General features: G+C 60.4%; 27 protein-coding genes. 13 read left to right on the top strand and 14 right to left on the bottom strand.

Annotation, left to right across the window (positions count from 1 at the left end; translation table 11 throughout):
- Window positions 1-110: 110 nt before the first annotated feature.
- Both M3N55_RS03205 and M3N55_RS03200 read right to left on the bottom strand, forming a co-directional pair.
- Entirely contained in the window at window positions 111-779 is a 669-nt protein-coding gene (locus tag M3N55_RS03205; protein ID WP_249056312.1) for an NUDIX hydrolase, read from the bottom strand.
- Window positions 763-1,164, bottom strand: a complete 402-nt coding sequence (locus M3N55_RS03200; protein ID WP_249056310.1) for a DUF983 domain-containing protein — start codon at window positions 1,162-1,164, stop codon at window positions 763-765. The genes M3N55_RS03205 and M3N55_RS03200 overlap by 17 nt, the downstream gene beginning before the upstream one ends.
- 194 nt (window positions 1,165-1,358) lie before the next feature.
- Here M3N55_RS03200 and M3N55_RS03195 point away from each other — a divergent pair, with 194 nt between their 5' ends.
- From M3N55_RS03195 to M3N55_RS03180, 4 genes are read left to right on the top strand one after another with little or no spacing between them, the layout of a single operon-like run.
- On the top strand, window positions 1,359-1,733 hold the full coding sequence (locus M3N55_RS03195; RefSeq protein ID WP_249056309.1) for a CREC-EF hand family protein: 375 nt from the start codon (window positions 1,359-1,361) through the stop codon (window positions 1,731-1,733).
- Between the two features lie 52 nt (window positions 1,734-1,785).
- Window positions 1,786-2,355 carry an RNA polymerase sigma factor gene (locus M3N55_RS03190; protein ID WP_249056307.1) on the top strand — a complete coding sequence of 190 codons (570 nt, stop codon included), beginning with the start codon at window positions 1,786-1,788 and terminating at the stop codon, window positions 2,353-2,355.
- Window positions 2,336-2,683, top strand: coding sequence for a hypothetical protein (locus tag M3N55_RS03185; RefSeq protein WP_249056306.1), 348 nt, complete (start codon window positions 2,336-2,338; stop codon window positions 2,681-2,683). The genes M3N55_RS03190 and M3N55_RS03185 overlap by 20 nt, the downstream gene beginning before the upstream one ends.
- A gap of 1 nt (window position 2,684) precedes the next feature.
- Window positions 2,685-3,137 carry a periplasmic heavy metal sensor gene (locus M3N55_RS03180; protein WP_249056304.1) on the top strand — a complete coding sequence of 151 codons (453 nt, stop codon included), beginning with the start codon at window positions 2,685-2,687 and terminating at the stop codon, window positions 3,135-3,137.
- On the opposite strand, the gene M3N55_RS03175 is transcribed toward M3N55_RS03180, so the two are convergent.
- The 6 genes from M3N55_RS03175 to M3N55_RS03150 all read right to left on the bottom strand — a co-directional run bounded on the left by M3N55_RS03175 (window position 3,134) and on the right by M3N55_RS03150 (window position 8,793).
- On the bottom strand, window positions 3,134-3,544 hold the full coding sequence (locus M3N55_RS03175; protein ID WP_249056302.1) for a Fur family transcriptional regulator: 411 nt from the start codon (window positions 3,542-3,544) through the stop codon (window positions 3,134-3,136). The two genes, M3N55_RS03180 and M3N55_RS03175, sit on opposite strands and share 4 nt — an antisense overlap.
- Window positions 3,545-3,622: 78 nt before the next feature.
- Window positions 3,623-4,060 (bottom strand): YidB family protein, encoded by a 438-nt coding sequence (locus M3N55_RS03170; protein WP_249056299.1) that lies wholly within the window; start codon window positions 4,058-4,060, stop codon window positions 3,623-3,625.
- A 61-nt stretch (window positions 4,061-4,121) separates the two neighbouring features.
- The gene (locus tag M3N55_RS03165) at window positions 4,122-4,991 is read right to left on the bottom strand and encodes a dimethyl sulfoxide reductase anchor subunit family protein (RefSeq protein WP_249056297.1); all 870 of its coding nucleotides are present in this window, start codon (window positions 4,989-4,991) and stop codon (window positions 4,122-4,124) included.
- A complete protein-coding gene (locus tag M3N55_RS03160; protein ID WP_249056296.1) occupies window positions 4,992-5,750 on the bottom strand; it encodes a 4Fe-4S dicluster domain-containing protein in 759 nt (252 codons plus the stop codon).
- Window positions 5,747-5,884 (bottom strand): hypothetical protein, encoded by a 138-nt coding sequence (locus M3N55_RS03155; RefSeq protein WP_249056294.1) that lies wholly within the window; start codon window positions 5,882-5,884, stop codon window positions 5,747-5,749. The genes M3N55_RS03160 and M3N55_RS03155 overlap by 4 nt, the downstream gene beginning before the upstream one ends.
- A 77-nt stretch (window positions 5,885-5,961) precedes the next feature.
- Window positions 5,962-8,793, bottom strand: a complete 2,832-nt coding sequence (locus tag M3N55_RS03150) for a molybdopterin-dependent oxidoreductase (protein ID WP_249056292.1) — start codon at window positions 8,791-8,793, stop codon at window positions 5,962-5,964.
- Between the two features lie 162 nt (window positions 8,794-8,955).
- On the opposite strand from M3N55_RS03150, the gene M3N55_RS03145 reads away from it, so the two are divergent.
- From M3N55_RS03145 to M3N55_RS03130, 4 genes are all read left to right on the top strand, one after another.
- Window positions 8,956-9,744 (top strand): exodeoxyribonuclease III, encoded by a 789-nt coding sequence (locus tag M3N55_RS03145; protein WP_249056290.1) that lies wholly within the window; start codon window positions 8,956-8,958, stop codon window positions 9,742-9,744.
- A 73-nt stretch (window positions 9,745-9,817) separates the two neighbouring features.
- Window positions 9,818-10,723, top strand: coding sequence for a thioredoxin (gene trxA, locus M3N55_RS03140; protein ID WP_249056288.1), 906 nt, complete (start codon window positions 9,818-9,820; stop codon window positions 10,721-10,723).
- A 27-nt stretch (window positions 10,724-10,750) separates the two neighbouring features.
- The gene (locus tag M3N55_RS03135; RefSeq protein ID WP_249056286.1) at window positions 10,751-11,389 is read left to right on the top strand and encodes an LON peptidase substrate-binding domain-containing protein; all 639 of its coding nucleotides are present in this window, start codon (window positions 10,751-10,753) and stop codon (window positions 11,387-11,389) included.
- A complete protein-coding gene (locus tag M3N55_RS03130) occupies window positions 11,386-11,571 on the top strand; it encodes a Trm112 family protein (protein WP_249056284.1) in 186 nt (61 codons plus the stop codon). Before M3N55_RS03135 ends, M3N55_RS03130 begins: the two co-directional genes overlap by 4 nt.
- A 65-nt stretch (window positions 11,572-11,636) precedes the next feature.
- Here M3N55_RS03130 and M3N55_RS03125 read toward each other — a convergent pair whose 3' ends face one another.
- The 4 genes from M3N55_RS03125 to M3N55_RS03110 form a co-directional block, all read right to left on the bottom strand.
- The gene (locus M3N55_RS03125; RefSeq protein WP_249056282.1) at window positions 11,637-11,774 is read right to left on the bottom strand and encodes a hypothetical protein; all 138 of its coding nucleotides are present in this window, start codon (window positions 11,772-11,774) and stop codon (window positions 11,637-11,639) included.
- A gap of 174 nt (window positions 11,775-11,948) precedes the next feature.
- Window positions 11,949-12,347, bottom strand: coding sequence for an 8-oxo-dGTP diphosphatase MutT (mutT, locus tag M3N55_RS03120; protein WP_296640380.1), 399 nt, complete (start codon window positions 12,345-12,347; stop codon window positions 11,949-11,951).
- Entirely contained in the window at window positions 12,344-13,672 is a 1,329-nt protein-coding gene (gene argJ / locus M3N55_RS03115) for a bifunctional glutamate N-acetyltransferase/amino-acid acetyltransferase ArgJ (RefSeq protein WP_249056280.1), read from the bottom strand. Before argJ ends, mutT begins: the two co-directional genes overlap by 4 nt.
- An 85-nt stretch (window positions 13,673-13,757) precedes the next feature.
- Window positions 13,758-14,597, bottom strand: a complete 840-nt coding sequence (locus tag M3N55_RS03110; protein WP_249056278.1) for a peptidylprolyl isomerase — start codon at window positions 14,595-14,597, stop codon at window positions 13,758-13,760.
- Between the two features lie 212 nt (window positions 14,598-14,809).
- Here M3N55_RS03110 and secA point away from each other — a divergent pair, with 212 nt between their 5' ends.
- From secA to M3N55_RS03095, 3 genes are all read left to right on the top strand, one after another.
- Window positions 14,810-17,500 carry a preprotein translocase subunit SecA gene (secA, locus tag M3N55_RS03105; protein ID WP_249056276.1) on the top strand — a complete coding sequence of 897 codons (2,691 nt, stop codon included), beginning with the start codon at window positions 14,810-14,812 and terminating at the stop codon, window positions 17,498-17,500.
- Complete coding sequence (locus M3N55_RS03100) at window positions 17,484-18,071, top strand: hypothetical protein (protein WP_249056274.1); 588 nt, start codon at window positions 17,484-17,486, stop codon at window positions 18,069-18,071. Before secA ends, M3N55_RS03100 begins: the two co-directional genes overlap by 17 nt.
- Before the next feature lie 188 nt (window positions 18,072-18,259).
- Window positions 18,260-19,312, top strand: coding sequence for a hypothetical protein (locus tag M3N55_RS03095; protein WP_249056271.1), 1,053 nt, complete (start codon window positions 18,260-18,262; stop codon window positions 19,310-19,312).
- On the opposite strand, the gene radC is transcribed toward M3N55_RS03095, so the two are convergent.
- Window positions 19,284-20,060: a RadC family protein gene (gene radC / locus M3N55_RS03090; protein ID WP_249056268.1), complete on the bottom strand. Its 777-nt coding sequence runs from the start codon at window positions 20,058-20,060 to the stop codon at window positions 19,284-19,286. The genes M3N55_RS03095 and radC overlap by 29 nt on opposite strands.
- Window positions 20,061-20,251: 191 nt before the next feature.
- Here radC and M3N55_RS03085 point away from each other — a divergent pair, with 191 nt between their 5' ends.
- On the top strand, window positions 20,252-20,539 hold the full coding sequence (locus tag M3N55_RS03085; RefSeq protein ID WP_249056266.1) for a hypothetical protein: 288 nt from the start codon (window positions 20,252-20,254) through the stop codon (window positions 20,537-20,539).
- Between the two features lie 547 nt (window positions 20,540-21,086).
- Here M3N55_RS03085 and xylB read toward each other — a convergent pair.
- Window positions 21,087-22,529 carry a xylulokinase gene (gene xylB, locus M3N55_RS03080; protein ID WP_249056264.1) on the bottom strand — a complete coding sequence of 481 codons (1,443 nt, stop codon included), beginning with the start codon at window positions 22,527-22,529 and terminating at the stop codon, window positions 21,087-21,089.
- A gap of 182 nt (window positions 22,530-22,711) precedes the next feature.
- Here xylB and M3N55_RS03075 point away from each other — a divergent pair, with 182 nt between their 5' ends.
- On the top strand, window positions 22,712-23,743 hold the full coding sequence (locus tag M3N55_RS03075) for a LacI family DNA-binding transcriptional regulator (protein WP_249056261.1): 1,032 nt from the start codon (window positions 22,712-22,714) through the stop codon (window positions 23,741-23,743).
- Window positions 23,744-23,782: the final 39 nt, after the last annotated feature.

Below are 23,782 nucleotides of genomic sequence, written 5' to 3'. Positions count from 1 at the left end.
GCTTACAGAGCGATTGTTTTCAAATCCCTCCTGCGCCGGGGTCATGGCGCAGAGTTCCTCCCTGTTGGACTTGTCCGGGCATGACGTGCCCGGACTTTTTTATGAGGTGTTCAGGCGATCCGCCGGAAGGTCGAAACCCCGGTTGAATTGTCGAAGAAGGGCACCGTATCGGGCATGTCCTTGCTTAAGGCCATGGCTTGCACTTCGGCCAGCACCACTTCGGTAATGAAGGGCAGGTTCAGCTTGCGGGCCTTTGCCAAGGGCACCCAATGCAGATGTGACAGCTCATCGCAGGCGGCAGAGAAATCATCCAGATCGCCGACAATAGCGCCTGCATCGGCCAGAAAGAACCGCGCATCAAAGCGGCGTGGGCGGCCCGGCGGGGTGATGGCACGGAAGATAAAGCGCAGTCCGCCTGCATCGGGTCGCAGCCCATGCGCGGTAAACCGGTGCCAATCTGTGGGCGCGTCAGCCCAGTCACCGGGAAGCCCCATCATCAGCCCGGTCTCCTCCCACATCTCGCGGATCGCGGCGGCGGCCAATGCGTCGGGGTTGGCATGGCCTTGGGCCATGCGGGCGCGGCAAGGCTCTGGCATGGTGACGGGAATTTGCGCATCCGCTGCATCAAGAGCGCCGCCGGGAAACACGAATTTGTCCGGCATGAATGCCGCCGTCGCCCCGCGCTGGCCCATCAGCACCGCGGGACCATCCGCCCCCTGCCGCAACAGGATGATCGTGGCCGCATCGCGGATAGCTGTCTTGTCAGTGGTCTCGCTCATCCCCGAACCCATGCATGCGTTTCGCCCATTGGAAGGCCACGATCATGCCCTTGAACCGGGGCAGAAGGAAGAGGGTCATTGCCACAAGCAGCAAAGCGGATAGAGCGAACAGAAGCGTGGGGTTCATGTTGTAATTGAACATGACATACACCATCAACGGCACGACCGTTTTAAGTGTAACCAGCATAGTCAGGTAAGCGGGACCATCATCGGCGCGCTGGTGGCTTAGGTCTTCGCCGCAGGCCGGGCAGCAGTCGCGCACTGTCAGATACGCGCGCAGCATAGGCGCAGCGCCGCAGGCCGGACATTTGCAACGCATCCCGCGCAGCAAGGCTTGGCCCGTGGGGCGGTCGTCTTCAAGAGTGTTCGTCTGGGAAAGTGTCATCTGCGCGCTCCGGCTACTTAGCCCGACATAGGCGCTTAAGATGTAAAATACACCTGCAATACCGAATTTGCGTCAGCGTGTCGCAAGACCCTGCCGAATGACCGCCTGAATTTTTTGCGACGGAACCAGCCGCAGCCCGCGTTGAACATGTATCAGGCGGCCAGAGAGGTCGCGCAACATGAAGGACGCCAGACATGAAAAAGACACTGATCTCTGCCCTAGCCCTGACCATCGCACTTGGTGCAGGTGCCGCCACTGCACGCGGTATGCAGGACCACGGCCCCCGCGCCATGCCCAGCTTTGAAGACCTGGACCGCGACGGCAATGGCCAAGTGACGCTGGAAGACCTGCAAACCTTTGGCGAAGCGCAGCGTGCCGAGCTGGACGCCAAGCGCGCCGAACGCATGACAGAACGCGCCGAACGGATGGGTGAGCGCGGGCAACGCATGTTCGACCGGGTGGACGCCAACGATGATGGTATTGTCGATGCCGAGGAATATGCCGCCTTCACCGATCGCATGGCAGAGCGTATGGAGAAACGTGGCAAGCGCGGCTGGGGCCGCCATTAAGCTGGGCGAATGCAGGCGGGGCGTTTTGCCCTGCCCCATGGAAGGATAGCGGGTGCTGTCACAACAGGACGAAGCCGATTTGCTGGCGCAGTTCGCGCAAGGCGACCTGCGCGCAGCGCAGGCGTTGACCGACCTGTTGGCCCCGCGCCTTTTGCGCTTTGCTGCCCGCATGTTGGGCGACCGGGCAGAGGCAGAGGATGTCACCCAGGATACCATGTTGCGACTGTGGCGCATGGCCCCGGATTGGGAGGCAGGGCAGGCCAAACCCTCGACCTGGGCGTTTCGGGTGGCGCGCAACCTGTGCACCGACCGTTTGCGCCGCCGCAAGCCAATGGTGCCAGAGATGCCCGACTTGCCCGACGACACGGCAGGCGCGGATGCCCGGATGATGCAGGCTGCGCGTGCGCAGGCCCTGGATGCCGCGCTAGCGCAACTGCCTGACAGGCAGCGCGAGGCGGTCATCCTGCGCCACATAGAAGGGCTGTCGAACCCAGAGATCGCCGCCATATTGATGGTGGGAGTGGAAGCGGTGGAAAGCCTGACCGCGCGCGGCAAACGCAAGTTGACCGCCCTGTTGAGCGGCCGAAAAGAGGAGTTGGGATATGACGCGGAAGACATCTGACGACGATCTGGCGCTGTTTTTCGAGGCCGGTCAATCCGCCGATCTGCCCGATGCTTTGCGCGCCCGGATTTTGACCGATGCGGCTGCAAGTATTGCCCAGCCTGCCGCGCCAAGCTGGCGCGCACGGATGAAGGCTTGGGCGGGCGGCTGGGCCATGCCCTCGGTTGCCGGGGGTGTCGGAGCAACCTTGGCCGGAGTTTACCTTGGGCTGGTGATGCCTGTGTCGCTTTACGATGCGCCGGTCTGGATGGATGGTGCGCTGGGCGTGTTCGAACAGGTCACGGCCCCGATTGTCGGTGTGCGTGACCCGCTGGAAATGGGGTTCTGAGATGAATGATACCACGCAGAAACCGGGGCGTTGGAAGACATGGGCTTTGGTCGGTTCGGTGACGCTGAACCTTGTGCTGGTGGGGATGCTGGGTGGTGTCATGCTGCGCGGTGGGCCAGATGGTAGCCTGATGCGCGCTGCAATCAGTGCGCTGCCGGATGATGCCCGCCGTGACATGCGCCGCGAGGGCCGAGAGGCGTTTCGCAGCTCGCGCGGTCATGCCGAGTTGCGTGACGCCCGCGCCGAGCTTTTGGCAGCTTTGCGCGCCGAGGCATTTGATGAAGCCACGTTCCGCGCCAGTCTGGATGTCGCGCAAGCGCGGTTGTTGCAAATGGGTGATCGGTTGGAGGGACAGTTGATAAGCCGACTATCCACCATGGACCGCGACGCGCGTTTGGCTGTTGCCGACAGGCTGGAAGACCGGACCAAGCGCTTTGCCCGCCCGCGCGACTAATCCTTGATCTTGCGGCCCAGCAATTCCAGCCGGTGCCCTTCCAGCCGGTAGCCAAGGCGGCGCGCGATCTTGTCTTGCAGCGCCTCTATGTCCGGGTCGACGAATTCGATCACCTCGCCCGTGTCCATGTCGATCAGATGGTCGTGATGGGCGCGCTGGCTGTCCTCGAACCGGGCGCGGCCATCGCCGAATTCCAAACGGTCCAGAATGCCCGTTTCCTCGAACAGTTTGACAGTGCGGTAGACGGTCGCCAAAGAAATTCGCGCATCGCGGGCATTGGCGCGGGCGTGTAGTTCTTCCACATCCGGGTGGTCATCTGCCTCGTCCAGCACGGCGGCGATGGTGCGGCGTTGGTCGGTCAGGCGCACGCCTTGCGCTTGTAACCGCTGCATAATCGGTTTCGCCATTGTGCTGCCCCTGACTTCGGCCCCTTGGGACCGAAGTTTACGGCTTTCAGGCGGTGCTGAAAACCGCCAATCGCTGCGTTACAGCTTACCCTTTAGAAAACCGCCCAGCATGGATTGCAGCGACCCGAAATCCATGTCCTGCGCTTCGCCCTGCGGCGTCAGTTTGTCGATCATGGCGGGCAAAGCCTGCGACAGCACATCAGAGGCCTGAGACGGGGCCATATTGGCCTGTTCTGCCAGTTGCCGCACCACGTCGCCACCCAGCGCCTGTTCGATGTCGCCACCCGACAGAGGCTTGTTGGCCCCATCGCCCAGCCAGCTTTGAACCGCTTCGCCCATGCCTGCATTCTGGAAGTTGGCCAGCAGCCCTTGCACACCGCCCACAGGGCTGTCCTTCGACAAAAGGCCCATCACCCCTTCCATCAGCTTGGGGTTCTGCATGACGCTTTCCAGCAGGCCAGCCTTTTGACCGCCTGCATTCAGCACCATATCGGTAAGGGATTTCAGAAGGCTCATGCCGCATTACTCCTTGCGCACTTGTTAACAAACGCAAGGTTAACATGCGCAGCGTAGCGTGTCACCGCCCGTAATACAAACCCACGACATGTTCCGCTTCGGCGAAGAACAACCAGCGTTGCGCCAGCATTCCGGCCAGATGCAGGCCCAGCGCGAGGAAGGCAGCGACGTAGCTGGCAGGCAGCATCAGCAACAGTGCGGGGGCCAGAGCGCCAAGGCCCAGCGCAATCAACCGCAGCTTATGCGCGTGTTTGCGGCCCACAATATGCACCATCTCGCGCAACAGGTAGTTCCGGCCCGAATGTGGCGGTTCCAGCAGGCGCACCTTGCCCAAGTTGCCCAAGCCTGTCGCCGTGCCGGCATCGCTGCCTGAATTGGCAAAGCGCCTGTCGCCCGCAACCCAATGCGCGACCATGGCCAGTGAAAGCGCCAGCATCAGCCACAGCGCCAAGGTCAGCTTGGCCGCCAGAAGTGCGCCACCGGCCAGACCGGCCAACACGAATACGGGCGGGGTGGACCAATGGTGCCAGCGCGGCACGGCGCGGATCTGGGCGTAGATCATCGCTGTGGCGAAGATCGTGACAAGCGATAGCGCGCCACCGATCCAGCCCAGCACGGGCAATTGGGTGTCCCAGAATGCCGAAGCGGCGGCATGGGGGGCCATGATCGCCAGCGTGGCGGCGGACAGAACCGCCTCGCGCGAGAGCCAGCTGGAGCGCCATTGGGTAAACGCCAGAAGCGCGCGTTCGGGGTGGCCAAGGTGAAAGGCGGCGGCGATCAGGCCAATGCCCGCCAGCCCATAACCCAGCCCGAAAAAGACGATGGCAGCAATCCCGGTCGGCGTGCGCAGGCCAAAGCCCAGCCATGCCAGCAGGCCAAAGCCTATGCCGGACAATGTGGTGAATATGATAAGCGATGGGGCAGGATGCATTCAGATCTTCTCCAACGCGCGGTCAAGCCAGCCAAGAAACCCCTTGGCCGCAGGTGTGGTTTCGTCCCCCGGCACCGGGTCGCACAGGCTGGCAAGATCGGGAATATCAAGGCTGTCGCGCGCACGCGGTGGCAGATATTTATTGACCGGGGCGGTGCCTTGTTCTGGCATCAGATCGAACCCTTCGCGCGCGGCAACCAGCTTCGACACCTCGCTCTCGGGGTCCGACAGGTCGCCGAAATGGCGCGCATTCGACGGGCAGGTGCGCACGCAGGCGGGTTCGCGGTCCTCGCTGGGTAGGTTTTCGTTATAGATGCGGTCTACGCAGAGGGTGCATTTCTTCATGACCTTTTCCGCGCCGTCCATATCGCGCGCGCCGTAGGGGCAGGCCCAAGCGCACAGCCCGCAGCCGATGCAGGCGTCCTCATTGACCAGAACGATGCCGTCCTCGACCCGCTTGTAGCTGGCCCCGGTGGGGCAGACGGTGACGCAAGGCGCGTCATCGCAATGCAGGCAGGATTTGGGGAAATGCACGACCATCGGCGGCGCTTGCTCGCGCGCCACCTCAAAGCTGTGGACACGGTTCAGGAAGGTGCCTTCGGGTTCCCCGCCATAGGCGTCCATATCCGAGAGCGGCGCGCCATAGTTCTGCGTGTTCCAGCCCTTGCAGGAAATCACACAGGCATGGCAGCCGACACAGGTGTCCAGATCAATCACAAGGCCCAGCTTCTTCTGGGTGCTTTTGGGAAGTTGGGTCATGCGGGCTGTTCCGTTGTCATGGGCAGCATGGAAAGCGGCGCGCGTTGCTTGGAATCCCACGTCGCCACGAACCAGATGAACGACCCGAGCATAAGCGCGATGAAGGCGAAGATCAGCAGAAGCGTGCGTTTCATGGCGCGCACCTGTCGGAAGGGGTGCTTTTGGCGGGCGCTGCGTCATGAGTATTTTTGGCAAGATGAAGCTGCATGGGTCAGTCCTTCACATGCTGCGCGACAGTTTGCGGGGCGGGCGGCACGGGGCTGTCTTGCGCGCCGGTATGGGGGTGAGAAACGCTCTGGCCCGCAGGCGCTTTTTCGATCCGCACGCGCAGGTCATACCACGCGGCCTGCCCCGTGACCGGGTCGGAATTTGCCCAGCGCAGCCCGTCGCCTTTGGGGGGCATCAGTTCATGGATAAGATGGTTCAAAAGCTGCGATTTCGTGGCCTCTGGCGCGTCATCATCCAGCGCCCAGGCGCCGCGCCGCTTGGCGATGGCGTTCCATGTCCAGACGGTGTGCGGGTTGAGCGCGTCCATCCGCACCACGGGCAGAGTGATCTTGCCATGAGGTGAAGAGAGGATTGCCCAGTCACCTTTCTTGAACCCGTGCGCTCTCCAGATTTCGCCCGACACATACAGCGGCGTATGCCCGTGGATTTGCCGCAGCCACGCGTTTTGACTGCCCCAGCTATGGTAATGCGCCATAGGGCGCTGGGTCAGGGCGTGCAGCGGGTATTCGGCGGGGTCTGTCACGTCATCGGTGAAGGTCGGATACCAGATTGGCAGCGGGTCCATGGTTTCGATCAGACGCGCGCGCAGGTGGTCGGGCGGCTGGCGATGGCCATGCCCTTCGGCAGCAAGCTGGAACTTGCGCAACGGTTCGGAATACAGATTGAAGACATAGGGTTGCGGACTGTCATAGATCCCGCGTTCCACGGCCCAGTCCTGATAGGCGGCGTTCCATGGCTTATAGAACTGCGCTTCTGCCGGGATATGGTCGATCCAAAAGCCACCGTTTTCGATGTAGCGCGCGATCTGGTCGGGGTTGGGGGCGCCCCGGCCTTTGCCGTCACCATTGCCACGAAAGCCGGCGAGCGGCCCGACACCGGGGCGGCGTTCGTGGTTGGTGATGTAATCGGCGTAATCGCCGAATTTCGCGCTGCCATCTTCAAGCACCATACCGGGCAGCCCCAGCCGCGCGCCAAGATCCAGCAGCACCGACTGGAAGGGGCGCACCCCTTCATGGCCGGGGCGGTCGGGAGGCACAACAGGCCAGCGGATGGAATCTGCCAGCGCCTCTGCCTCGCAGATGGGGCGGTCCAGAAGCGAGATACAATCGTGCCGCTCCAGATAGGTCGTGTCGGGCAGGATCAGATCGGCATAGGCCACCATTTCAGAGCTATAGGCATCGGAATAGATAATGCGCGGGATCTTATAGCTGCCGTCGTCGTTCTGGTCGGTCAGCATGTCCATGACCGCGCTGGTGTTCATGGAGGAATTCCACGCCATGTTCGCCATATACAGGAACAAGGTGTCGATAGGGTAGGGATCGCCCGCATGGGCATTGCTGATGACCATATGCATCATGCCATGGGCGGACAGAGGCGCGTCCCATGAAAATGCTTTATCTATTCGCTTTGGCTGGCCGGCGTCATTCAGCAACAGGTGTTCCGGCCCCAGTGGATAGCCCAAGTGCGGCCCGTCAAGTGGTTGTCCCGGTGCATGGCCCGCATGGGGGCGGGGGTGCGCTTCGGGCGGTTTGGGGTAGGGCGGTTTGAAGCGAAAGCCGCCCGGTGTTTCGACCGATCCGATCAGGATTTGCAGCATATGCAGCGCGCGGGCGGTCAGGAAGCCGTTGGAATGGGCCGAAATCCCGCGCATGGCGTGCATGGCCACGGGGCGACCGATCATCTTGTCATGCTTCACGCCGCGAAAATCTGTCCAGGGCTGGTTGATGGTAATCTCTTCCTCGAACGCGACACGGGCGATTTCGGCGGCAATGGCGCGGATGCGGGCCGCAGACACGCCGCAACGCTCGGCCACTTGGTCCGGGGCGTAGTCATCGGCCAAGTATCGGTCGGCCAAGTGGCGGAAGACGGGCAGATGCGAGACGCCGCCAATCTCTACCCCCTCGCCAAGATCGGGGGAAATGCCGGGCGTATCCCACGCCACCGCTTGCCCTGTGTTGCGGTCGCGCACCAAGGGTTTGCCGTCCGCGTCGCGCAGGAATAGCCCTTTTTCCGGGCCGTCTGCCGCATTCACGAGGTAAGGCGCGTTCGTGTAGCGCACCAAATACCCAAGGTCGATCTTGCCCGCCCGCAGCAATTCATGCACCAGCGACAGGATGAACAGCCCATCCGTGCCCGGTGTGATCGCGACCCAATCATCGGCAATGGCGTTGTAGCCTGACCGGATGGGGTTCACGCCAATAACGCGCGCGCCGCGCGCTTTCAGCTTGCCCAGCCCCATCTTGATGGGGTTGCTGTCATGGTCTTCGGCCACGCCGAACAGCAGGAACAGCTTGGTGCGGTCCCAATCGGGCTGGCCGAATTCCCAGAACGCGCCGCCCATGGTGTAGATGCCCGCCGCCGCCATGTTGACGCTGCAAAACCCGCCATGCGCGGCCCAGTTGGGTGTCCCAAAGGCTTGCGCCCACCAGCCGGTAAACGATTGCGACTGGTCGCGCCCGGTGAAAAACGCCAGTTTTTCGGGTGCCGTCTGGCGCAGCGGTTTCAGCCAATCAACGGCGGTTTGCAGCGCTTCGTCCCAAGTGATCTCTCGGAACTTGCCGGACCCGCGCGGGCCAACCCGTTTCAGCGGAGCGCGCAACCGGGCGGGCGAATTATGCTGCATGATCCCGGCGCTGCCTTTGGCGCAGAGAACGCCTTTGTTCACCGGGTGGTCGCGGTTGCCTTCGATATAGGCGACTTTTCCGCCCTTCATATGCACGTTAATGCCGCAGCGGCAGGCGCACATGTAGCATGTGGTTTTGCGGACCTCGTCCGAGACCTGCGGTGACAGGTCCGGGGCTGGCTGGCTTGGCATACCCTATCCTCCCTTATCGCGTTCCACGCGGGTGCCGAAGCGCGGAACGGTGCAATCGCCAACAGAACAGAAACAGGACGGGGTTGTCCAGATGTATCAATTCGCACCCTTGCCGCTCTGTCCTGCCACGTGCATGTAAGGGAGCAAATTAGGAGAGACCGGATGCCCTTCACGCTTGCCACATGGAATATCAACTCTGTTCGTTTGCGCGCAGGGCTGGTGCAAAAGCTGCTGTGCGACGAAGCGCCCGATGTGCTGTGCCTGCAAGAATGTAAAAGCCCGGTCGAGAACATTCCGTTCGAGCTGTTCGCAGAGATGGGCTACGGATATTGGGCCGCGCGCGGGCAAAAGGGTTATAACGGGGTAGCCATCCTGTCGCGACTGCCCTTGCAGGATGCGGGCCATATCGACTGGTGCGGCAAGGGCGATGCGCGCCATGTCGCGGCCACGCTGGAAAATGGTGTGACGATCCATAATTGCTATGTGCCCGCCGGGGGGGATGTGGCGGATCGCACGGTCAACGAGAAATTCGGCCACAAGCTGGATACGCTGACAGAGATGCGCGACCATTTCAGGGCGAATCTGCCGGAGAAATCCATCCTTGTGGGCGACCTGAACATTGCCCCGCGCGAGGATGACGTGTGGTCGCACAAGCAGCTTTTGAAGGTGGTTTCGCATACGCCGATAGAGGTGGAGCATTTGGGCAACGCCCAAGAGGCCGGCGGCTGGGTCGATGTGACCCGCGCCGATATCCCGGAAGGTTTGCTCTATTCCTGGTGGTCCTACCGCGCCCGTGACTGGGATGCCGCCGACAAGGGCCGCAGGCTGGACCATATCTGGGCCAGCGGCGATATTGCGGCGGCTGGGCACGGCTCTCGTGTGTTGCGCGCCGCGCGCGGGTGGGAGAAGCCTTCGGACCACGCGCCGGTTTTTGCTACTTTCGACCTGTAACCGCCCTTTCGTTTTGGGCCATGCGCGCCCATATATATCGCGCAACACGAATTTTCGGACCAAGAGGACCAAGATGCTGGAATTTGGGACAGGCGCCACGGGCGCGGGCGACGACATCATCAAGGACACCACCGACCAAGGCTTCATGGCTGACGTTATTGAGGCCAGCAAGGATGTGCCCGTCATTGTCGATTTCTGGGCGCCGTGGTGCGGGCCATGCAAAACCCTTGGCCCGGCGCTAGAGGCAGAGGTCAAGGCCGCAGGCGGCAAGGTCCGCATGGTCAAAGTAAATGTGGATGAGAATCAGGCGGTGGCCGGGCAGTTGCGGGTGCAATCCATCCCGACCGTTTACGCGTTCTTTCAGGGGCAGCCCGTTGACGGCTTTCAAGGCGCGCAGCCACCGTCGCAGCTGAAGGAATTCGTGACCAAGCTGGCCGCTATGGGCGGCGATGACGGGCTTGACGCTGCTTTGGATGAAGCCGATCAGATGCTCGATTCTGGCGCTGCTACCGATGCCGCGCAGGTTTTTGCTGCTGTCTTGTCTGAAGAGCCTGAAAATGCCCGTGCCTTCGGGGGGCTTGCGCGCGCGCATGTTGCAGCGGGCAATCTGGATCAGGCAGAGGCGTTGATCGCCAACGCCCCGGCCGCCATCGCCAGCGCCCCAGAAGTGGACGCAGCGCGTGCCATGCTGGCTTTGGCGCAGCAGGCGACAAGTGCCGGCCCGGTCGATGACTTGCGCGCGGCGGTCGAAGCCAACCCCGATGACCATCAGGCGCGGTTTGATCTGGCGCAGGCGCAATACGCGGCTGGTCAGGTCGAAGACGCGATCGAAACCCTACTGGAGCTTTTCCGCCGTGACCGCGACTGGAATGACGCTGCGGCCAAGGCGCAGTTGTTCACGATTTTCGACGCGCTCAAGCCCAATGACCCGCTGGCAGCAAAGGGACGGCGGAAGTTGTCGTCAATGATATTTGCCTGAGGGCCGCTTCGGGTTAGATTGCACGGCATGACGCGGATCAAAGACTTCCCAGACCTCATGCCGGTCTTCCCCTTGCCGGGGGCGCTGCTGTTGCCGCGCGCCCGGTTGCCCCTGCACATCTTCGAGCCGCGCTACATTGCGATGCTGGAAGATTGTATGAAAACGCCGCACCGTCTGATCGGGATGGTTCAGCCACGCAATGCACCGGACGGTTCGGACCGTTGGCACAGTATCGGCTGCGCGGGGCGTTTGACAGCGTTCTCGGAAACCGAGGACGGGCGCTACATGATTACCTTGACCGGGATCTCACGGTTCCGGTTGCGGCAAGAAGTGGCAGGTTTCACGCCCTATCGCCGCGCAGAGGTGGATTGGGCCGACTTTACCCGCGATTGCGGCGTAGAGGAAACAGATGGCGGGTTTGACCGCGCGCATTTCTTTACCTTGCTGGAGCGGTTTTTCACGCATCATGCGCTGTCGACAGATTGGAGCAGCCTGAAAGAAGCGGATGATGAAATGCTTATCAATTCGCTATCCATGCTGTGCCCGTTTGAGCCAGATGAAAAACAGGCGCTGCTGGAAGCGCCTTCATTGTCCACCCGGCGCGAGACGCTTGTGACCCTGATGCAATTCGCGTTGCACGGCGGTGAAGGTGAGGCAATGCAATGAGCGCCGAGGATCGGGGCTTTGACCGGCATATGTTGGAAGCCCTGGTCTGCCCCGTGACGAAAGCGCAGTTGCGCTATGACCTGGCCGCGCAGGAGCTTATCTCGCGTCCTGCGCATCTGGCCTTCCCCATCCGCAACGGTATTCCCGTCATGTTGGTGGATGAAGCCCGCGAGATAGAGTGACCTGCCGGATATGATAAAACCCTGGCCACAGGGCCAGGGTTTGAGTAGAAACCACGCGCCGTTGTTCAGGCGACGCGCTTGGAGATCGGACGTCCTGTCAGCACCTTCTGACCCGCCCGAATGACGATCATACCGTTTGCCAGCCGTTTCACCAGAATGCCTTGCGCCTGTATGTGGCTGCTGATGCGGATAGTTGCGAGCATGATTAACCTCTTCGTGTTACCTGATTGGTATCAGAAGGCCGGGCGCTTCCAATCCGGATTAACCATCTTATGCCCTAATTATGCCATTTTCTGCGGTGCATCAGAAATAAGATGTTTCGATGAAGAAACAGTCATTTGCATGGTTTGGCGTTGTCTCCATGTGGACAACAACGCTTACAGCCAGTCGCGCAGGATGGGAATCAGTGGCAGGTCGGCAGCAGGCATAGGATAGTCGCGCAGGTGCTCTGGGCGCACCCATTTCAAAGCCTGCCCTTCGCGTGATTGAGGTTGGCCGCCCCATTTCCGGCACACGAAAAGGGGCATCATCAAGTGGAAATCATCATAGCTGTGGCTGGCGAAGGTCAGCGGCGCCAAACAGGAATCCCAAGTCTCGATCCCAAGTTCTTCATGCAATTCGCGGATCAGCGCGGCCTCTGGGGTTTCCCCGGCCTCTACCTTGCCACCGGGGAACTCCCACAATCCAGCCATTGACTTGCCTTCCGGGCGTTGGGCAAGAAGCACGCGCCCATCCGGGTCGATCAGCGCCACGGCAGAAACCAGAACGACCTTCACGAACGGTAATCCGCATTGATTTCGATGTACCGATTGGTCAGGTCGCAGGTCCAGACCTTGGCCGAGCCCACGCCAAGCCGCAGGTCGACGCCGATGACAAGTTCCTGCCCCTTCATATAGGCCGCGCCGATTTCTTCCGTATAGCTAGGCGCGACTTGCCCTTGATAGGCGACGAGATGCGGCCCAAAGCGGATAGACAGACGATCGCGATCGGCTTCGGCCCCGGACTTGCCGATGGCCATGACAACGCGGCCCCAGTTCGGGTCTTCGCCAGCAACGGCTGTTTTCACCAGCGGCGAATTGGCTATGGCCATGGCAACACGGCGGGCATCGGCATCGGACCGCGCGCCGGACACGGCCACTTCAACGAATTTGGTGGCGCCTTCGCCGTCGCGCACAACCTGATGCGCAAGGTCCAGCATCAGACCGTTCATTGCCGTGGCAAAGGCTTGGCCCTCTGGGCTTGCGGCATTTTCGATAAGCGGCGCTTGGCTTGCGCCGGTGGCAGCAGCCAGCAGCATGTCCGAAGTCGATGTGTCGCTATCCACCGTGATGCAGTTGAAGCTGGCATCAGTGCCGCGAGAGATTACCGACTGCAACGCGGCTTGGGTGATTCTTGCATCGGTGAAGATGTAAACCAGCATCGTCGCCATATCGGGTGCGATCATGCCCGACCCTTTGGCAATACCGGCGATCTGCACGGTTTCACCACCGATGGTTACGGTCGTGCTGGCCCCCTTGGGGTAGGTGTCGGTGGTCATAATGGCGCGGGCGGCATCGGGCAGGGCGTCTTCATGCAGCGCGCCTGTCAGCGTATCGAGCGTGGCGGTGATGCGCTCATACGGCAGGGCTTCGCCAATGACCCCGGTGGATGACGTGAAGACCCGCGCGGCCGGAAGCCCCAAGCGGTCTGCTACGGCCCCCGCAATGGCTTGGACTGAGTCACCCCCCTGTGCCCCGGTAAAGGCATTGGCATTGCCGGAATTCACAAGGATGGCCGCGCCATCCCGGCTATCAAGGCCGATTTTCGCCTGCGCATCCAGTACAGAGGCCGCGCGTGTGGCCGACCGTGTAAAAGTGCCTGCCATGACGGTGCCCGGTGCCAGATGCGCCAGCATGACGTCGGTGCGTCCGCCGTAGCGCACCCCGGCCATGGCGGTGGCAAAGCGTGCGCCGGCAATGACGGGCAGCTTCGGAAACCCTTCGGGGGCAAGCGGCGAAACGCTTGGTGCCGGTTTGGCCACACCTGCCAGTGTCGCTTCTGCGGCGGCCAAACGTGCCTTAAGTGCCTTAACCTTGGCTTTCAGCTTTTTCTTCTTGCCCATTGGGAACCCCATGAAAAAGCCGGCCCGCGAAGGGGCCGGCGGTCTGCGCAAAGCGTTACACGCTCTGAGAAACTTCGTCTAGTTTCTACTCTGCCTCGGGCGCTTCGGGCGCGATGGCGTCCAGGTTCCGGGTAATCTCTGCGGTTTCGGTTACTCGGGCGATTTCCGCTTCCACCGCTTCACGCTGGATGTTCTGCACCAAGGCATCGCGGACATCTTCCAATTCGGGCGCGGTGGACATGCGGGTGTCGTTCAGAATAACCAGATGCCAGCCGAATTGCGTTTGCAACGGGCCTGCGACCTCGCCCACCTCCATGTCGATGACGGCGTTTTCGAATTCAGGCACCATCGCGCCCAGTCCGAACCAACCCAGAGAGCCGCCATTGGCCGCGGCACCATCGGTCGAATTGGCGCGGGCCAATTCGGCGAAATCAGCGCCTTCGTCCAGTTGCGTGCGCAGCGCCTGCGCTTCTTCTTCGGTCGCCACGATAATATGCGAGGCATTGAATTCCGGCGTTGGCTCGCGTCCATCGAATTCCGTGACGAAGGCCGCGTAGGCTTCGGCGATCGCTTCTTCGCTGACTGCGGCTTCCGCCGCGCGGGTCAGCGCGGTATTCGCCATGAAGTCGCGCCGCCCGTTTTCCAGGGCCACTTCTTCTGCGGTGGTCAATGTGCCATCAACCGATTGCATCAGCGCGGTCTGGTCGATCAACTGGTTGACCAACGGTTCCAACAGCGATTCCATTGGCATTTGCTGGAACTGCTCGGGCAGGCTGGTGCGCGCCTGAAGCACATGACCAAGCGTGATCTCCACTCCGTTCACGCTGGCGACAACCGTTTCCGGGCTAGGTTCTTGTGCCGTGGCGGTGCCTGCCAATCCGAAAACAAGGGCGACGGCGGGCAATGTGCGCAAAAAACTGACCATATCGGGCTCTCCATTCTGCGCGAGCAAGGCGCGCTTTGTTGACTATCTTGAGGCCGCCTATTACATCGCAGCCAAGGTTCTGCGATGTCCGGGGCCGTGCGGTTCACCTGCCCTTCTATGGAAGCCTGCGCGTGCCGACAACCCCGGCGCGCGGTCAAGGGCAATGACGATGTGGTCAGCGGCGCCGACGCGCGCCAACAGGTGGAGAGAGCATGCTGGGTCTTGGTGCAGTATCGAAGAAGATCTTTGGCACGGCGAATGACCGGATGGTCAAGGCCGTGCGACCGCTTGTGGCAAAGATCAACGCGCTGGAGCCGGAGTTCGAGGCGCTGTCCGACGATGGCCTGATTGCCAAAACCGAAGAGCTGAAAGCCCGCGTGGCAGATGGCGCAAGTCTGGATGATGTGCTGCCAGAAGCCTTCGCCAATTGCCGCGAAGGCGCGCGCCGCGCGCTGGGGCTGCGCGCCTTTGACGTGCAGTTGGTTGGCGGCATTTTCCTGCACCAAGGCAATATCGCGGAAATGAAGACGGGCGAGGGCAAGACGCTTGTCGCCACCTTGCCTGCCTATCTGAACGCGCTGGCGGGCAAGGGCGTGCACATCGTGACCGTGAATGACTACCTTGCAAAGCGCGACTCTGCCTGGATGGGCAAGGTGTTCGAGAAGCTGGGGATGCGCACGGGCGTTGTCTATTCGCAGCAGCCTGACGCCGAGAAGCCCGCCGCATATGCTGCGGATGTAACCTATGCCACCAATAACGAACTGGGCTTCGATTATCTGCGCGACAACATGCGGATGCGGTTGGAAGAGATGAACCAGCGCCCGCATTTCTTTGCCATTGTCGATGAGGTGGATTCGATCCTGATCGACGAGGCGCGCACACCGTTGATTATTTCCGGCCCGGCGGATGACCGTTCGGAGCTATACGTTAAAGTTAATGCGCTGATCCCGTCCCTGACCGAAGAACATTTCACGCTGGACGAAAAGCTGCGCAACACCACGCTGACTGAAGAAGGCAACGAGTTTATCGAGGAAAAGCTGCGCGAAGCGGGAATGCTGGAAGACGGCATGTCGCTTTACGACCCTGAAGCCACCTCGCTTGTGCATCATGTGAATCAAGGTCTGCGCGCGCATAAACTGTTCCACAAGGACCAGAATTACATCGTGCGCGATGGTCAGGTGGTGCTGATCGACGAATTCACCGGGCGGATGATGACAGGGCGCCGCCTGTCCGAAGGGTTGCATCAGGCGATTGAAGCCAAGGAAAACGTGGCCATCCAGCCCGAAAACGTGACCTATGCCTCTGTGACCTTCCAGAACTACTTCCGCATGTATCAAAAACTGGCGGGCATGACCGGGACAGCCAGCACAGAAGCGTCCGAATTCAAGGAAATCTACAATCTGGGCGTGGTCGAAATACCGACCAACCTGCCGATTGCGCGTCTGGACGAGGATGACCAGGTCTACCGCACCGCCACCGAAAAGCTGCAAGGCGTGCTGGAAGAAATTCGCATTGCGCATGACAAGGGCCAGCCAATTCTGGTGGGCACGACATCCATCGAGAAATCCGAAGAACTGTCCACCCTGCTGAAAGACGCCAACATCCCCCATAATGTGCTGAATGCACGCCAGCACGAACAAGAGGCCCAAATCGTGGGTGATGCGGGCCGTTTTGGCGCCGTGACGATTGCAACCAACATGGCCGGGCGCGGCACCGATATTCAGCTTGGCGGCAACGTCGATATGCAGGTAATGCAGGCCTTGGCGGAAAACCCCGATGCCGACCCTGCTGAGACCCGCGCCCGGATTGAAGCGGAAGTGGCCGACGAAAAGCAAAAGGTCAAAGACGCCGGTGGCCTGTTCGTGCTGGCCACAGAGCGCCATGAAAGCCGCCGGATCGACAACCAGTTGCGCGGTCGGTCGGGCCGTCAGGGCGATCCGGGGCGTTCGGTTTTCTTCCTGTCGCTGGAAGATGACCTGATGCGGATTTTCGGGTCCGAACGGCTGGAAAAAGTGCTGTCGACCTTGGGGATGAAAGAGGGCGAGGCAATCGTTCACCCCTGGGTCAACAAATCGCTCGAAAAGGCGCAGGCCAAGGTCGAGGGCCGCAATTTCGACATGCGCAAGGAGCTGTTGAAATACGATAACGTCATGAATGAACAGCGCCGGGTTATCTTCGAACAGCGGCGCGAGATCATGCTGGCCGATGACCTGTCGGAGATTACCGGGGACATGCGGCATCAGGTCATCGACGACTTGGTTGATGAGCATATGCCGCCGAAATCCTATTCCGAGCAATGGGATATGGACGGCTTGCAAACCGCTCTGCGCGACAAGATGGGGCTGGACTTGCCCGCGCCTGCCTGGGGCGAAGAAGATGGTGTCGATCAAGAGGTTGTGCGCGAACGCGTGGCAGAGGCGTCGGATGCGCTGATGGCACACAAAGAAGAACAGTTCGGCGGCGACACGCTGCGGTCGTTGGAAAAACAGGTTCTTCTGGAAACGATTGACCGCAAATGGCGCGAACATTTGCTGACGTTGGACCATCTGCGCTCTGCCGTGCGCTTTCGGGGGTATGCCCAGAAAGACCCGCTGAACGAGTATAAGGCCGAAGGCTTCGTCTTGTTCGAGACCATGCTAAATTCGTTGCGCGAGGATGTGACGCAATATCTTGCGCGGGTGCGTCCACTGACCGAGCAAGAACAGCAGCAGATGTTGCAGCAAGTGGCGCTTCAGCAGCAAAGCAAGCGCGTCGCTGAGGAGAATGGTGGCGCAGCCCCGGCCCCATTGCTTGACGGGTTTGTCGAGAACGATCCCGCGACTTGGGGCAATCCGGGCCGGAATGACCCGTGCCCTTGCGGGTCGGGCAAGAAGTTCAAGCATTGCCATGGGCAAATTTTGTAGCTTCATGTCATCATACAAGGACAAAATTGAAATGAAGCCAAAATTTAAACTGATTTTGCCCTTGATCCTAATGGGTTGCGCGCAGGCCCAGATCAACACGCCGCCGATTACGGTTACTCCGAATGATCGCGCCGGAGCAGTTGGCGTTGATGTCTATGCCCGCGCCCGGTCGCAGGGTAATCCTGTTCCACGATTCCGGGGGCAGGATACCGTCCAAGTGCGTGCTTTCGGCCAAGGGGAAAATGGCCGGGCCGAATTGACAGGTGTATCTTGCAAGCTGGATAGTGGCCTCTATACGGCCAGCTTCGCCACACCTGCCAATGTCGTTGTGCCGGATTATGGTGCGAACTCCCCGGCTTTGTTCGTGCGTTGCGAAATCGGCACGCAGTCCGGGTCGTCTACGGTAAATGTTGTTAACGTCACGGCGCAGCAGCGGCAATCCGGCGCGATTGGAACGGGTCTTTTAGGAGCAATCATTATCGGAGCCGTCAACGCGGCCGCGACCGATAATGAAACAGACGACTTTGCATACCCGCCGATCACCGTGCAGCTCAGAGATACCTCAGATTAAAGATTGCCACTGATTTAACCGAGGCTCAATATTTTAGCTTACGCCGCGTTTGCATGGGTGCAAATCCGGTGGTTTTAGGCCGATTACATCAGTTTCGTGACCAAAACCGCTAAACCGCCAAGCTTTGGCCGTTTTCCCGCCCGATTCCAAGGTCATCCCATAGGCAGGTTGAAATGTGGGTGATGACGATGAATCGGCAATTGGTTATTCGTGGGGCTGCGGTCTCTGTCGCGGCGGTTGCGGCATCTGTTTTCCTGGCAGGGCAGTTCCTTGGCGACAGGCAAACCTTCGCTGAAGGCGCCATTACTGGCGCCCCGATCGAGGTTCGCGGCGCCAGCGTGGTCAGTCCCTTCGGGTCTACAACCCTGCCCGCTAACACGGAGCCAGCCCTAGAGTTTTCTGCGCTCGACAATTCCGCCGACACATCAGCGGCGCCGAGCGTGCAAGAAGGGTTCCAGCCCGAACTGACCTTCGCCGACGCAACCCAACCAAGAGAAAAATCGCTATGCGATGCAAGTTTGACCGCCGCGCCGGCAATCGACGGCTTGATCGAGGTTCGCCTGTCAGCGCCATGCAGCATGGGCGAACGGGTCGTCATCAGCCATGGCGAGTTGGCCTTTACGGCGACGCTCGATCAGGCGGGTCGTCTTGCGACCTATATTCCCGCGCTGTCTGAGCTGGCCGTGGTCGATGCGTTTATGTCCGATGACACGATGTTGCAGGCACAAACACAAGTTACCGATTTCGACCAACACGCACGGATGATCGTGCAATGGACCGGGGCGGATGCCATGGCGCTTCATGCCTATCATCGCGGCGCGCAGCACGGTGAAGCGGGGCACCTGCACGCCATGAACCCGTTCGACCCCGAATTGGAAGATGCGTTCCTCGTGTCTTTGGGCGACGAGGCGGCTTTGGAACCTTTGCTGGCGCAGGTCTATTCCGTGCCCGTGGTGGAAGCCGCTGCCTCGCGCTTGCAGCTTGAACTAGCGGTGACGGAAGCAAGCTGTGGCACCGACATGATCGCATATGTCATGCCCACCCATGGACCGAACGCTGGGCAACCGCAAGAATTGGCCGTCGCAATGCCCGATTGCGGGTCGGGCGAGGGGTTTGTTATTGTTGACCTGCCCTTCGACGTCGCAACCACCATGTCAGCAGATTTGAACCTGTCGCTGGATGCGCCTCTGGCTGTCACTGAGCCGATACTGACTATAACAGCCCCGTCGCCCGAAAGCTGATTTCGCAGGATCTGCCTATGACAAGATGATCGTGCAGCGAGATGGACAGACATTCCGCTGCGCGCTGCACTTGTCCGGTCATGTCAATATCCGCTTGCGATGGGGTCGGGTCCCCCGATGGGTGGTTGTGAACCAGTATTAATGCTGTCGCGTTCAATTCCAGAGCGCGCCGAATAATTTCCCTTGGGTAAACCGGGACATGGTCGACCGTGCCGTTGCCTTGCACTTCATCGGCAATCAACGTGTTCTTGCGGTCCAGAAACAGGACGCGGAATTCTTCAGTCTCTTTATGGGACATGGCGGTGTGGCAATAATCCAGAAGTGCCGCCCAGCTAGAGATCGCGGGTCGGTTCATGACACGCGCGCGCGCCATGCGCTGGGCGCAGGCATTGGCGAGTTTAAGTTCGACCAGCACCGCGTCGCCGACGCCAGACACTTTGCGCAATCGCGCGTCAGAGGCGGCGATCACGCCGGCCAGATCCCCGAACATGCCGATCAATTCGTGCGCAAGGGGTTTCACATCCTGCCGCGGAATGGCGCGAAACAGTAGCAGTTCCAGCAGTTCATAGTCCGGCATTGCCTGCGCGCCACCCGCCAGAAACCGTTCGCGCAAGCGTTTGCGGTGATCGCGCAGATAAGACGGTTGCCGTGCGTCAGATGATTTGCGCGCCTGCCCGGCCTTGGCCGAGGGCGCATCCGAGAATAGTGGCAGACCGAAGTCCTGAAACCCTGAGGATGAGTGTGTCATGCTTACAGCGTGCACATTCTGCCCTAACAATAGGTTAACAATAGCGGTCCCTGTCAGAATTGTTGCCACGTTGAAAGGCAGGTGCTACGCTTCTCACAAGTGCGCGATTTCGGCGTTACCGGCGACTATCCGCGCACTTTGGGGTTTTGAGCAGTTAACTAAAAAAATTTTTTATTCTAGGAGGACTATCAATGAAAAAAATCGCGCTCCCGGCCCTTGCTCTGGCAATGGCTCCTTTCTTCTCGGCACCGGCGGCAGCTTGGGAAGGTCACGTAGTCGAATGTTTCGACAAGGTCTATGTGGCCCCAGAATACAAATACACCAAGCACTTGGTAAAGCATGCGAAAACGATGCTGGAGCATCGTGGCAAGGGAAAGCACATGCAGGTTGTGCGCGTGCATTACCCGGCCATCTACGAAGAAAGCCGGACCATGGTGCGTCCTGGTCACTATGTGATGAAGCCCGCTAAGTGCAAATAACGACGGGCTGATCGGTTTGGCATGACAGGGCGCCGTTGCGGGTAACTTCGGGCGCGCTGACGTGACCGGGCAGATCAAAGAACATGCCCTGCCGCGGGGTTCTGCGGCAGGGCTTTCTGAACCATATTATTGCTCCGAATCATATTTTCTGCGCATCGGAGGACGACATGCGTTTGACTGGAATCCTTGCGCTCGCCTGCCTTTTGCCGGGTTGCACTCTGCTTTCGACAAGCGATTGCGTGCAGGAAAGGTCGGCCCTGCGACAGGCGGATGCGGCGATTGCCGATGCCGCGCGCGCGCCGAAAACGGGATTTCGGGCCCATCTCGCGTCGCGCGGGCATTCCGCTTATGAATGCGCCCCGGCGCGTTCAGGCCAAGTTCACTGCACAAGAGCCGTGACGCAGCGCACAGTCGCGGAGGGGATGGAACGTCTCTATCGTAAGCGTGATGCGGCTGCGGCCCGGGTGGCAGAATACTGCGCCAGTTGAGCGGCCCTTTTGCTGGCGGATAGCGCTCTTTTCCCTTCGGTCACAACTAAGCCACCCGTTCACGCCAACTGCGCTTGCACCTTGCGGAGTGCCGGGTAGAGCGCCCTGTAGGCGGCAAGGCGTTTTTGCATCTCTGGCGTTGGTAAAGGGTTGAACCAGTCCTGTACCGGCGGCTTTTGCGCGGCGTCTGACAGGGTCATGTCACCTGCGGCGACGCTCGCCAAGCGCGCTGCCCCCAAGGCGGGCCCCAGATCCGCCCCGGCGCTGCGACCAAGGCGGCACCCTGTGGCATCTGCGATCATCTGCATCAGGAAATCGCTACGGGTTCCGCCGCCAATTGCAAGCAACTGGTCCGGCACTGTCCCAGCAGAGTTAAGCGCCGCCATCGCATCGGCAAAGGTGAAAGCAATCGCCTCTACCACGGCGCGCATCATGCTGCCTTGGGTAACGCCCTCGGCCAAGTTGGCAAAACCGCCGCGAATCTCGGAATCCCCGTGCGGTGTGCGCTCTCCGGTAAGGTAGGGCAGGAATAAGGGGCCAGCGGGGGCGGTTTCGGCCTCTGCCAATAGATCGGCTATCGGGCGGTTCAGAATTTCGGCCAACCAGGCCATAGGCCGGGCACCATTCAGCATGGCGGCCATCTGGAACCACAAGCCCGGCAGGCAATGGGCGTAGGCATGAATCCGGCTTTGCGCATTGGGCCGATACTCTGGCGTTGTCACGAACACCTGTCCCGATGTGCCAAGCGAGATGAAACCATCACCCGACTGCACGGCGCCGATGCCCACGGCCCCTGCTGCGGCATCGCCCGCACCCGCAGCGATGGGAATGCCTGCGGGCAGGCCAAGTTCTGCGGCGACATCGGGCAAGAGCCTGCCTGCCATCTCGGTTCCGTGCAGAACCTGCGGCAGCCAGTCACGGCGCGATTCGCTTAGGGTGCATAGCCTGTCGGACCATTCGCGCGTGGATTGGTCGAACCACGATGTGCCAGCCGCGTCTGACGGGTCTGTCACAAGGCGGCCATGCAAACGAAAGCCGATATAGTCCTTGGGCAGCAGGACATACGCAATCCGGCTATGAAGATCGGGATCATGGCGCGCAAGCCAGAGCAGCTTTGGCGCGGTAAAGCCCGGCATCGGCACCACGCCCGCAAGGTCGGCAGCGCCAGGGTCAGCGGCCATCATATGCGCACATTCCGCATGGGCGCGAGCGTCATTCCACAAGATGGCAGGGTGCAGGGGTTGTTTATGCGCGTCCAGCAGGACCGCGCCGTGCATTTGCCCCGAAAGCCCGATTGCCCGCATGGACATGCGCAAGTGCTGTGGCAAACCCTGAAGCGCGGCGCAGGTTGCCACCCACCAAGCGTTGCAGTCCTGCTCGCTGGCGCCGCTGAATGGGTGTTGCACCGTCAGCGCCTGGCTTTGCGTTGCCAGAACGGTGCCATCCTGACCCAGCACGCACAGCTTGACCGCCGATGTGCCAAGATCAATCCCAAGATACATGGCGTCCCCCACCTTTTTACATCTGACGTCCGGCAGGGTTTCGGCCGTCGTCGAAACACGCCATAACAGGTCAGGCCGGACCCGCAAAGACAACAGACTTGTGTGCGAAAGCACAAGTAGAATCTTTACTCGCGAAATGTTTTTGGGGTTTAATAAGTGGGCATCCGATCAAAGGCTTGAACATGCGCGAGCAGAAGATTCGAAATATGGAAGAGTTCGCCGCGCTTAGCGGGCTGTCACGGCCAACCATTTCCAAATATTTCAACGATCCCGCCAGCGTTCGCCCGACAACACGTCAGCGTATCGAAGCCGCGTTGGCAGAGCATGATTTCCGCCCGAATATCTATGCGATGAATCAGAATCGAAGTCTGACCAAGAATGTCGGTATCGTGGTGCCCTATCTGGCCGACCCGTTCTTTGCAGAGATTGCCCGCTTTATTGAACGGCGCAGCATCGACGCCGGGTTTTCGCCAATTCTGTATAGCGCGCATGGCGAACAGAAGCTGGAAAATGAAATCCTTGAAGGGCTTACGGCGCTCAAGCCCGCAGGTGTGTTCCTGGCGCCTTTGGGGCGGCTGTCAGATCGCAGCGCCATCGAACGCTTTTGCCGTGATGTGCCGACGGTTCTGTTCGACAGCAATGTAGAGGGGATGGGCGAAGCCTTTGTTGGCTCTGACAATTTCAGCTTCGTGAAGCAGACGGTTGACTATCTTTGCCGCACGGGCTCGCCGCCTGCCTTTTTTGAAATGCGGACCCCGGCCAATCCCAATGCCAACAAGCGGCGCCATGCCTATATCGAGGTGATGGAAGAGGCCGGGTTGGAGCCGTGCGTGATTCGGGTTGAGGGAGAGGGTTGGGGATTCGAAGAGATCGGTCGCCGCGGGGCGCATCATGTGCTGGAAACCCGCAGCTTGCCGACAGATACCGTCTTGTGCAGCAATGACCGACTGGCGATCGGGTTCCTGGCTGGGTGTTACGATCGTGGTTTGCGCGTTGGGCGAGGTGAAGGCTGTGCGCTGCGCGTGGCGTCACATGACGATCATCCGTTTTCGCGCTTTACCTGTCCGGCTTTGACCACGGCTGCACATCAATATGAGCAAGTCGCAGATACCTGCATGACCAAGCTGTTCCAGTTGATAGAGGCGGGCGGACGGTTTGAGAAGCGCGAGGAGACGTTGATCGCAGCCAAACTTATCCTCCGGGCCTCTGCCTGAAAACTTCTTTACGCGCGTAAAATTTTCATTGACGCGTGC

This window comes from Roseinatronobacter domitianus (assembly GCF_023336755.1).
Classification (GTDB): Bacteria; Pseudomonadota; Alphaproteobacteria; order Rhodobacterales; family Rhodobacteraceae; genus Roseinatronobacter; species Roseinatronobacter domitianus.
The sequence above is the reverse complement of the archived record's forward strand: the minus strand, read 5'-3'. Positions and strand labels throughout refer to the sequence as shown.

What these genes read in the sequence shown, in the direction of transcription:
- M3N55_RS03195 (WP_249056309.1), top strand. Translation starts at nt 1,359, where the DNA reads ATGAAAAAGACACTGATCTCTGCCCTAGCCCTGACCATCGCACTTGGT.
- M3N55_RS03175 (WP_249056302.1), bottom strand. Translation starts at nt 3,544, where the DNA reads ATGGCGAAACCGATTATGCAGCGGTTACAAGCGCAAGGCGTGCGCCTG.
- M3N55_RS03205 (WP_249056312.1), bottom strand. Translation starts at nt 779, where the DNA reads ATGAGCGAGACCACTGACAAGACAGCTATCCGCGATGCGGCCACGATC.
- M3N55_RS03100 (WP_249056274.1), top strand. Translation starts at nt 17,484, where the DNA reads ATGGGCAAATTTTGTAGCTTCATGTCATCATACAAGGACAAAATTGAA.
- M3N55_RS03095 (WP_249056271.1), top strand. Translation starts at nt 18,260, where the DNA reads ATGAATCGGCAATTGGTTATTCGTGGGGCTGCGGTCTCTGTCGCGGCG.
- M3N55_RS03160 (WP_249056296.1), bottom strand. Translation starts at nt 5,750, where the DNA reads ATGACCCAACTTCCCAAAAGCACCCAGAAGAAGCTGGGCCTTGTGATT.
- trxA (WP_249056288.1), top strand. Translation starts at nt 9,818, where the DNA reads ATGCTGGAATTTGGGACAGGCGCCACGGGCGCGGGCGACGACATCATC.
- M3N55_RS03110 (WP_249056278.1), bottom strand. Translation starts at nt 14,597, where the DNA reads ATGGTCAGTTTTTTGCGCACATTGCCCGCCGTCGCCCTTGTTTTCGGA.
- M3N55_RS03155 (WP_249056294.1), bottom strand. Translation starts at nt 5,884, where the DNA reads ATGAAACGCACGCTTCTGCTGATCTTCGCCTTCATCGCGCTTATGCTC.
- xylB (WP_249056264.1), bottom strand. Translation starts at nt 22,529, where the DNA reads ATGTATCTTGGGATTGATCTTGGCACATCGGCGGTCAAGCTGTGCGTG.
- M3N55_RS03125 (WP_249056282.1), bottom strand. Translation starts at nt 11,774, where the DNA reads ATGCTCGCAACTATCCGCATCAGCAGCCACATACAGGCGCAAGGCATT.
- radC (WP_249056268.1), bottom strand. Translation starts at nt 20,060, where the DNA reads ATGACACACTCATCCTCAGGGTTTCAGGACTTCGGTCTGCCACTATTC.
- argJ (WP_249056280.1), bottom strand. Translation starts at nt 13,672, where the DNA reads ATGGGCAAGAAGAAAAAGCTGAAAGCCAAGGTTAAGGCACTTAAGGCA.
- M3N55_RS03180 (WP_249056304.1), top strand. Translation starts at nt 2,685, where the DNA reads ATGAATGATACCACGCAGAAACCGGGGCGTTGGAAGACATGGGCTTTG.
- M3N55_RS03130 (WP_249056284.1), top strand. Translation starts at nt 11,386, where the DNA reads ATGAGCGCCGAGGATCGGGGCTTTGACCGGCATATGTTGGAAGCCCTG.
- M3N55_RS03185 (WP_249056306.1), top strand. Translation starts at nt 2,336, where the DNA reads ATGACGCGGAAGACATCTGACGACGATCTGGCGCTGTTTTTCGAGGCC.
- M3N55_RS03165 (WP_249056297.1), bottom strand. Translation starts at nt 4,991, where the DNA reads ATGCATCCTGCCCCATCGCTTATCATATTCACCACATTGTCCGGCATA.
- secA (WP_249056276.1), top strand. Translation starts at nt 14,810, where the DNA reads ATGCTGGGTCTTGGTGCAGTATCGAAGAAGATCTTTGGCACGGCGAAT.
- M3N55_RS03075 (WP_249056261.1), top strand. Translation starts at nt 22,712, where the DNA reads ATGCGCGAGCAGAAGATTCGAAATATGGAAGAGTTCGCCGCGCTTAGC.
- M3N55_RS03150 (WP_249056292.1), bottom strand. Translation starts at nt 8,793, where the DNA reads ATGCCAAGCCAGCCAGCCCCGGACCTGTCACCGCAGGTCTCGGACGAG.
- M3N55_RS03170 (WP_249056299.1), bottom strand. Translation starts at nt 4,060, where the DNA reads ATGAGCCTTCTGAAATCCCTTACCGATATGGTGCTGAATGCAGGCGGT.
- M3N55_RS03145 (WP_249056290.1), top strand. Translation starts at nt 8,956, where the DNA reads ATGCCCTTCACGCTTGCCACATGGAATATCAACTCTGTTCGTTTGCGC.
- M3N55_RS03085 (WP_249056266.1), top strand. Translation starts at nt 20,252, where the DNA reads ATGAAAAAAATCGCGCTCCCGGCCCTTGCTCTGGCAATGGCTCCTTTC.
- M3N55_RS03135 (WP_249056286.1), top strand. Translation starts at nt 10,751, where the DNA reads ATGACGCGGATCAAAGACTTCCCAGACCTCATGCCGGTCTTCCCCTTG.
- M3N55_RS03200 (WP_249056310.1), bottom strand. Translation starts at nt 1,164, where the DNA reads ATGACACTTTCCCAGACGAACACTCTTGAAGACGACCGCCCCACGGGC.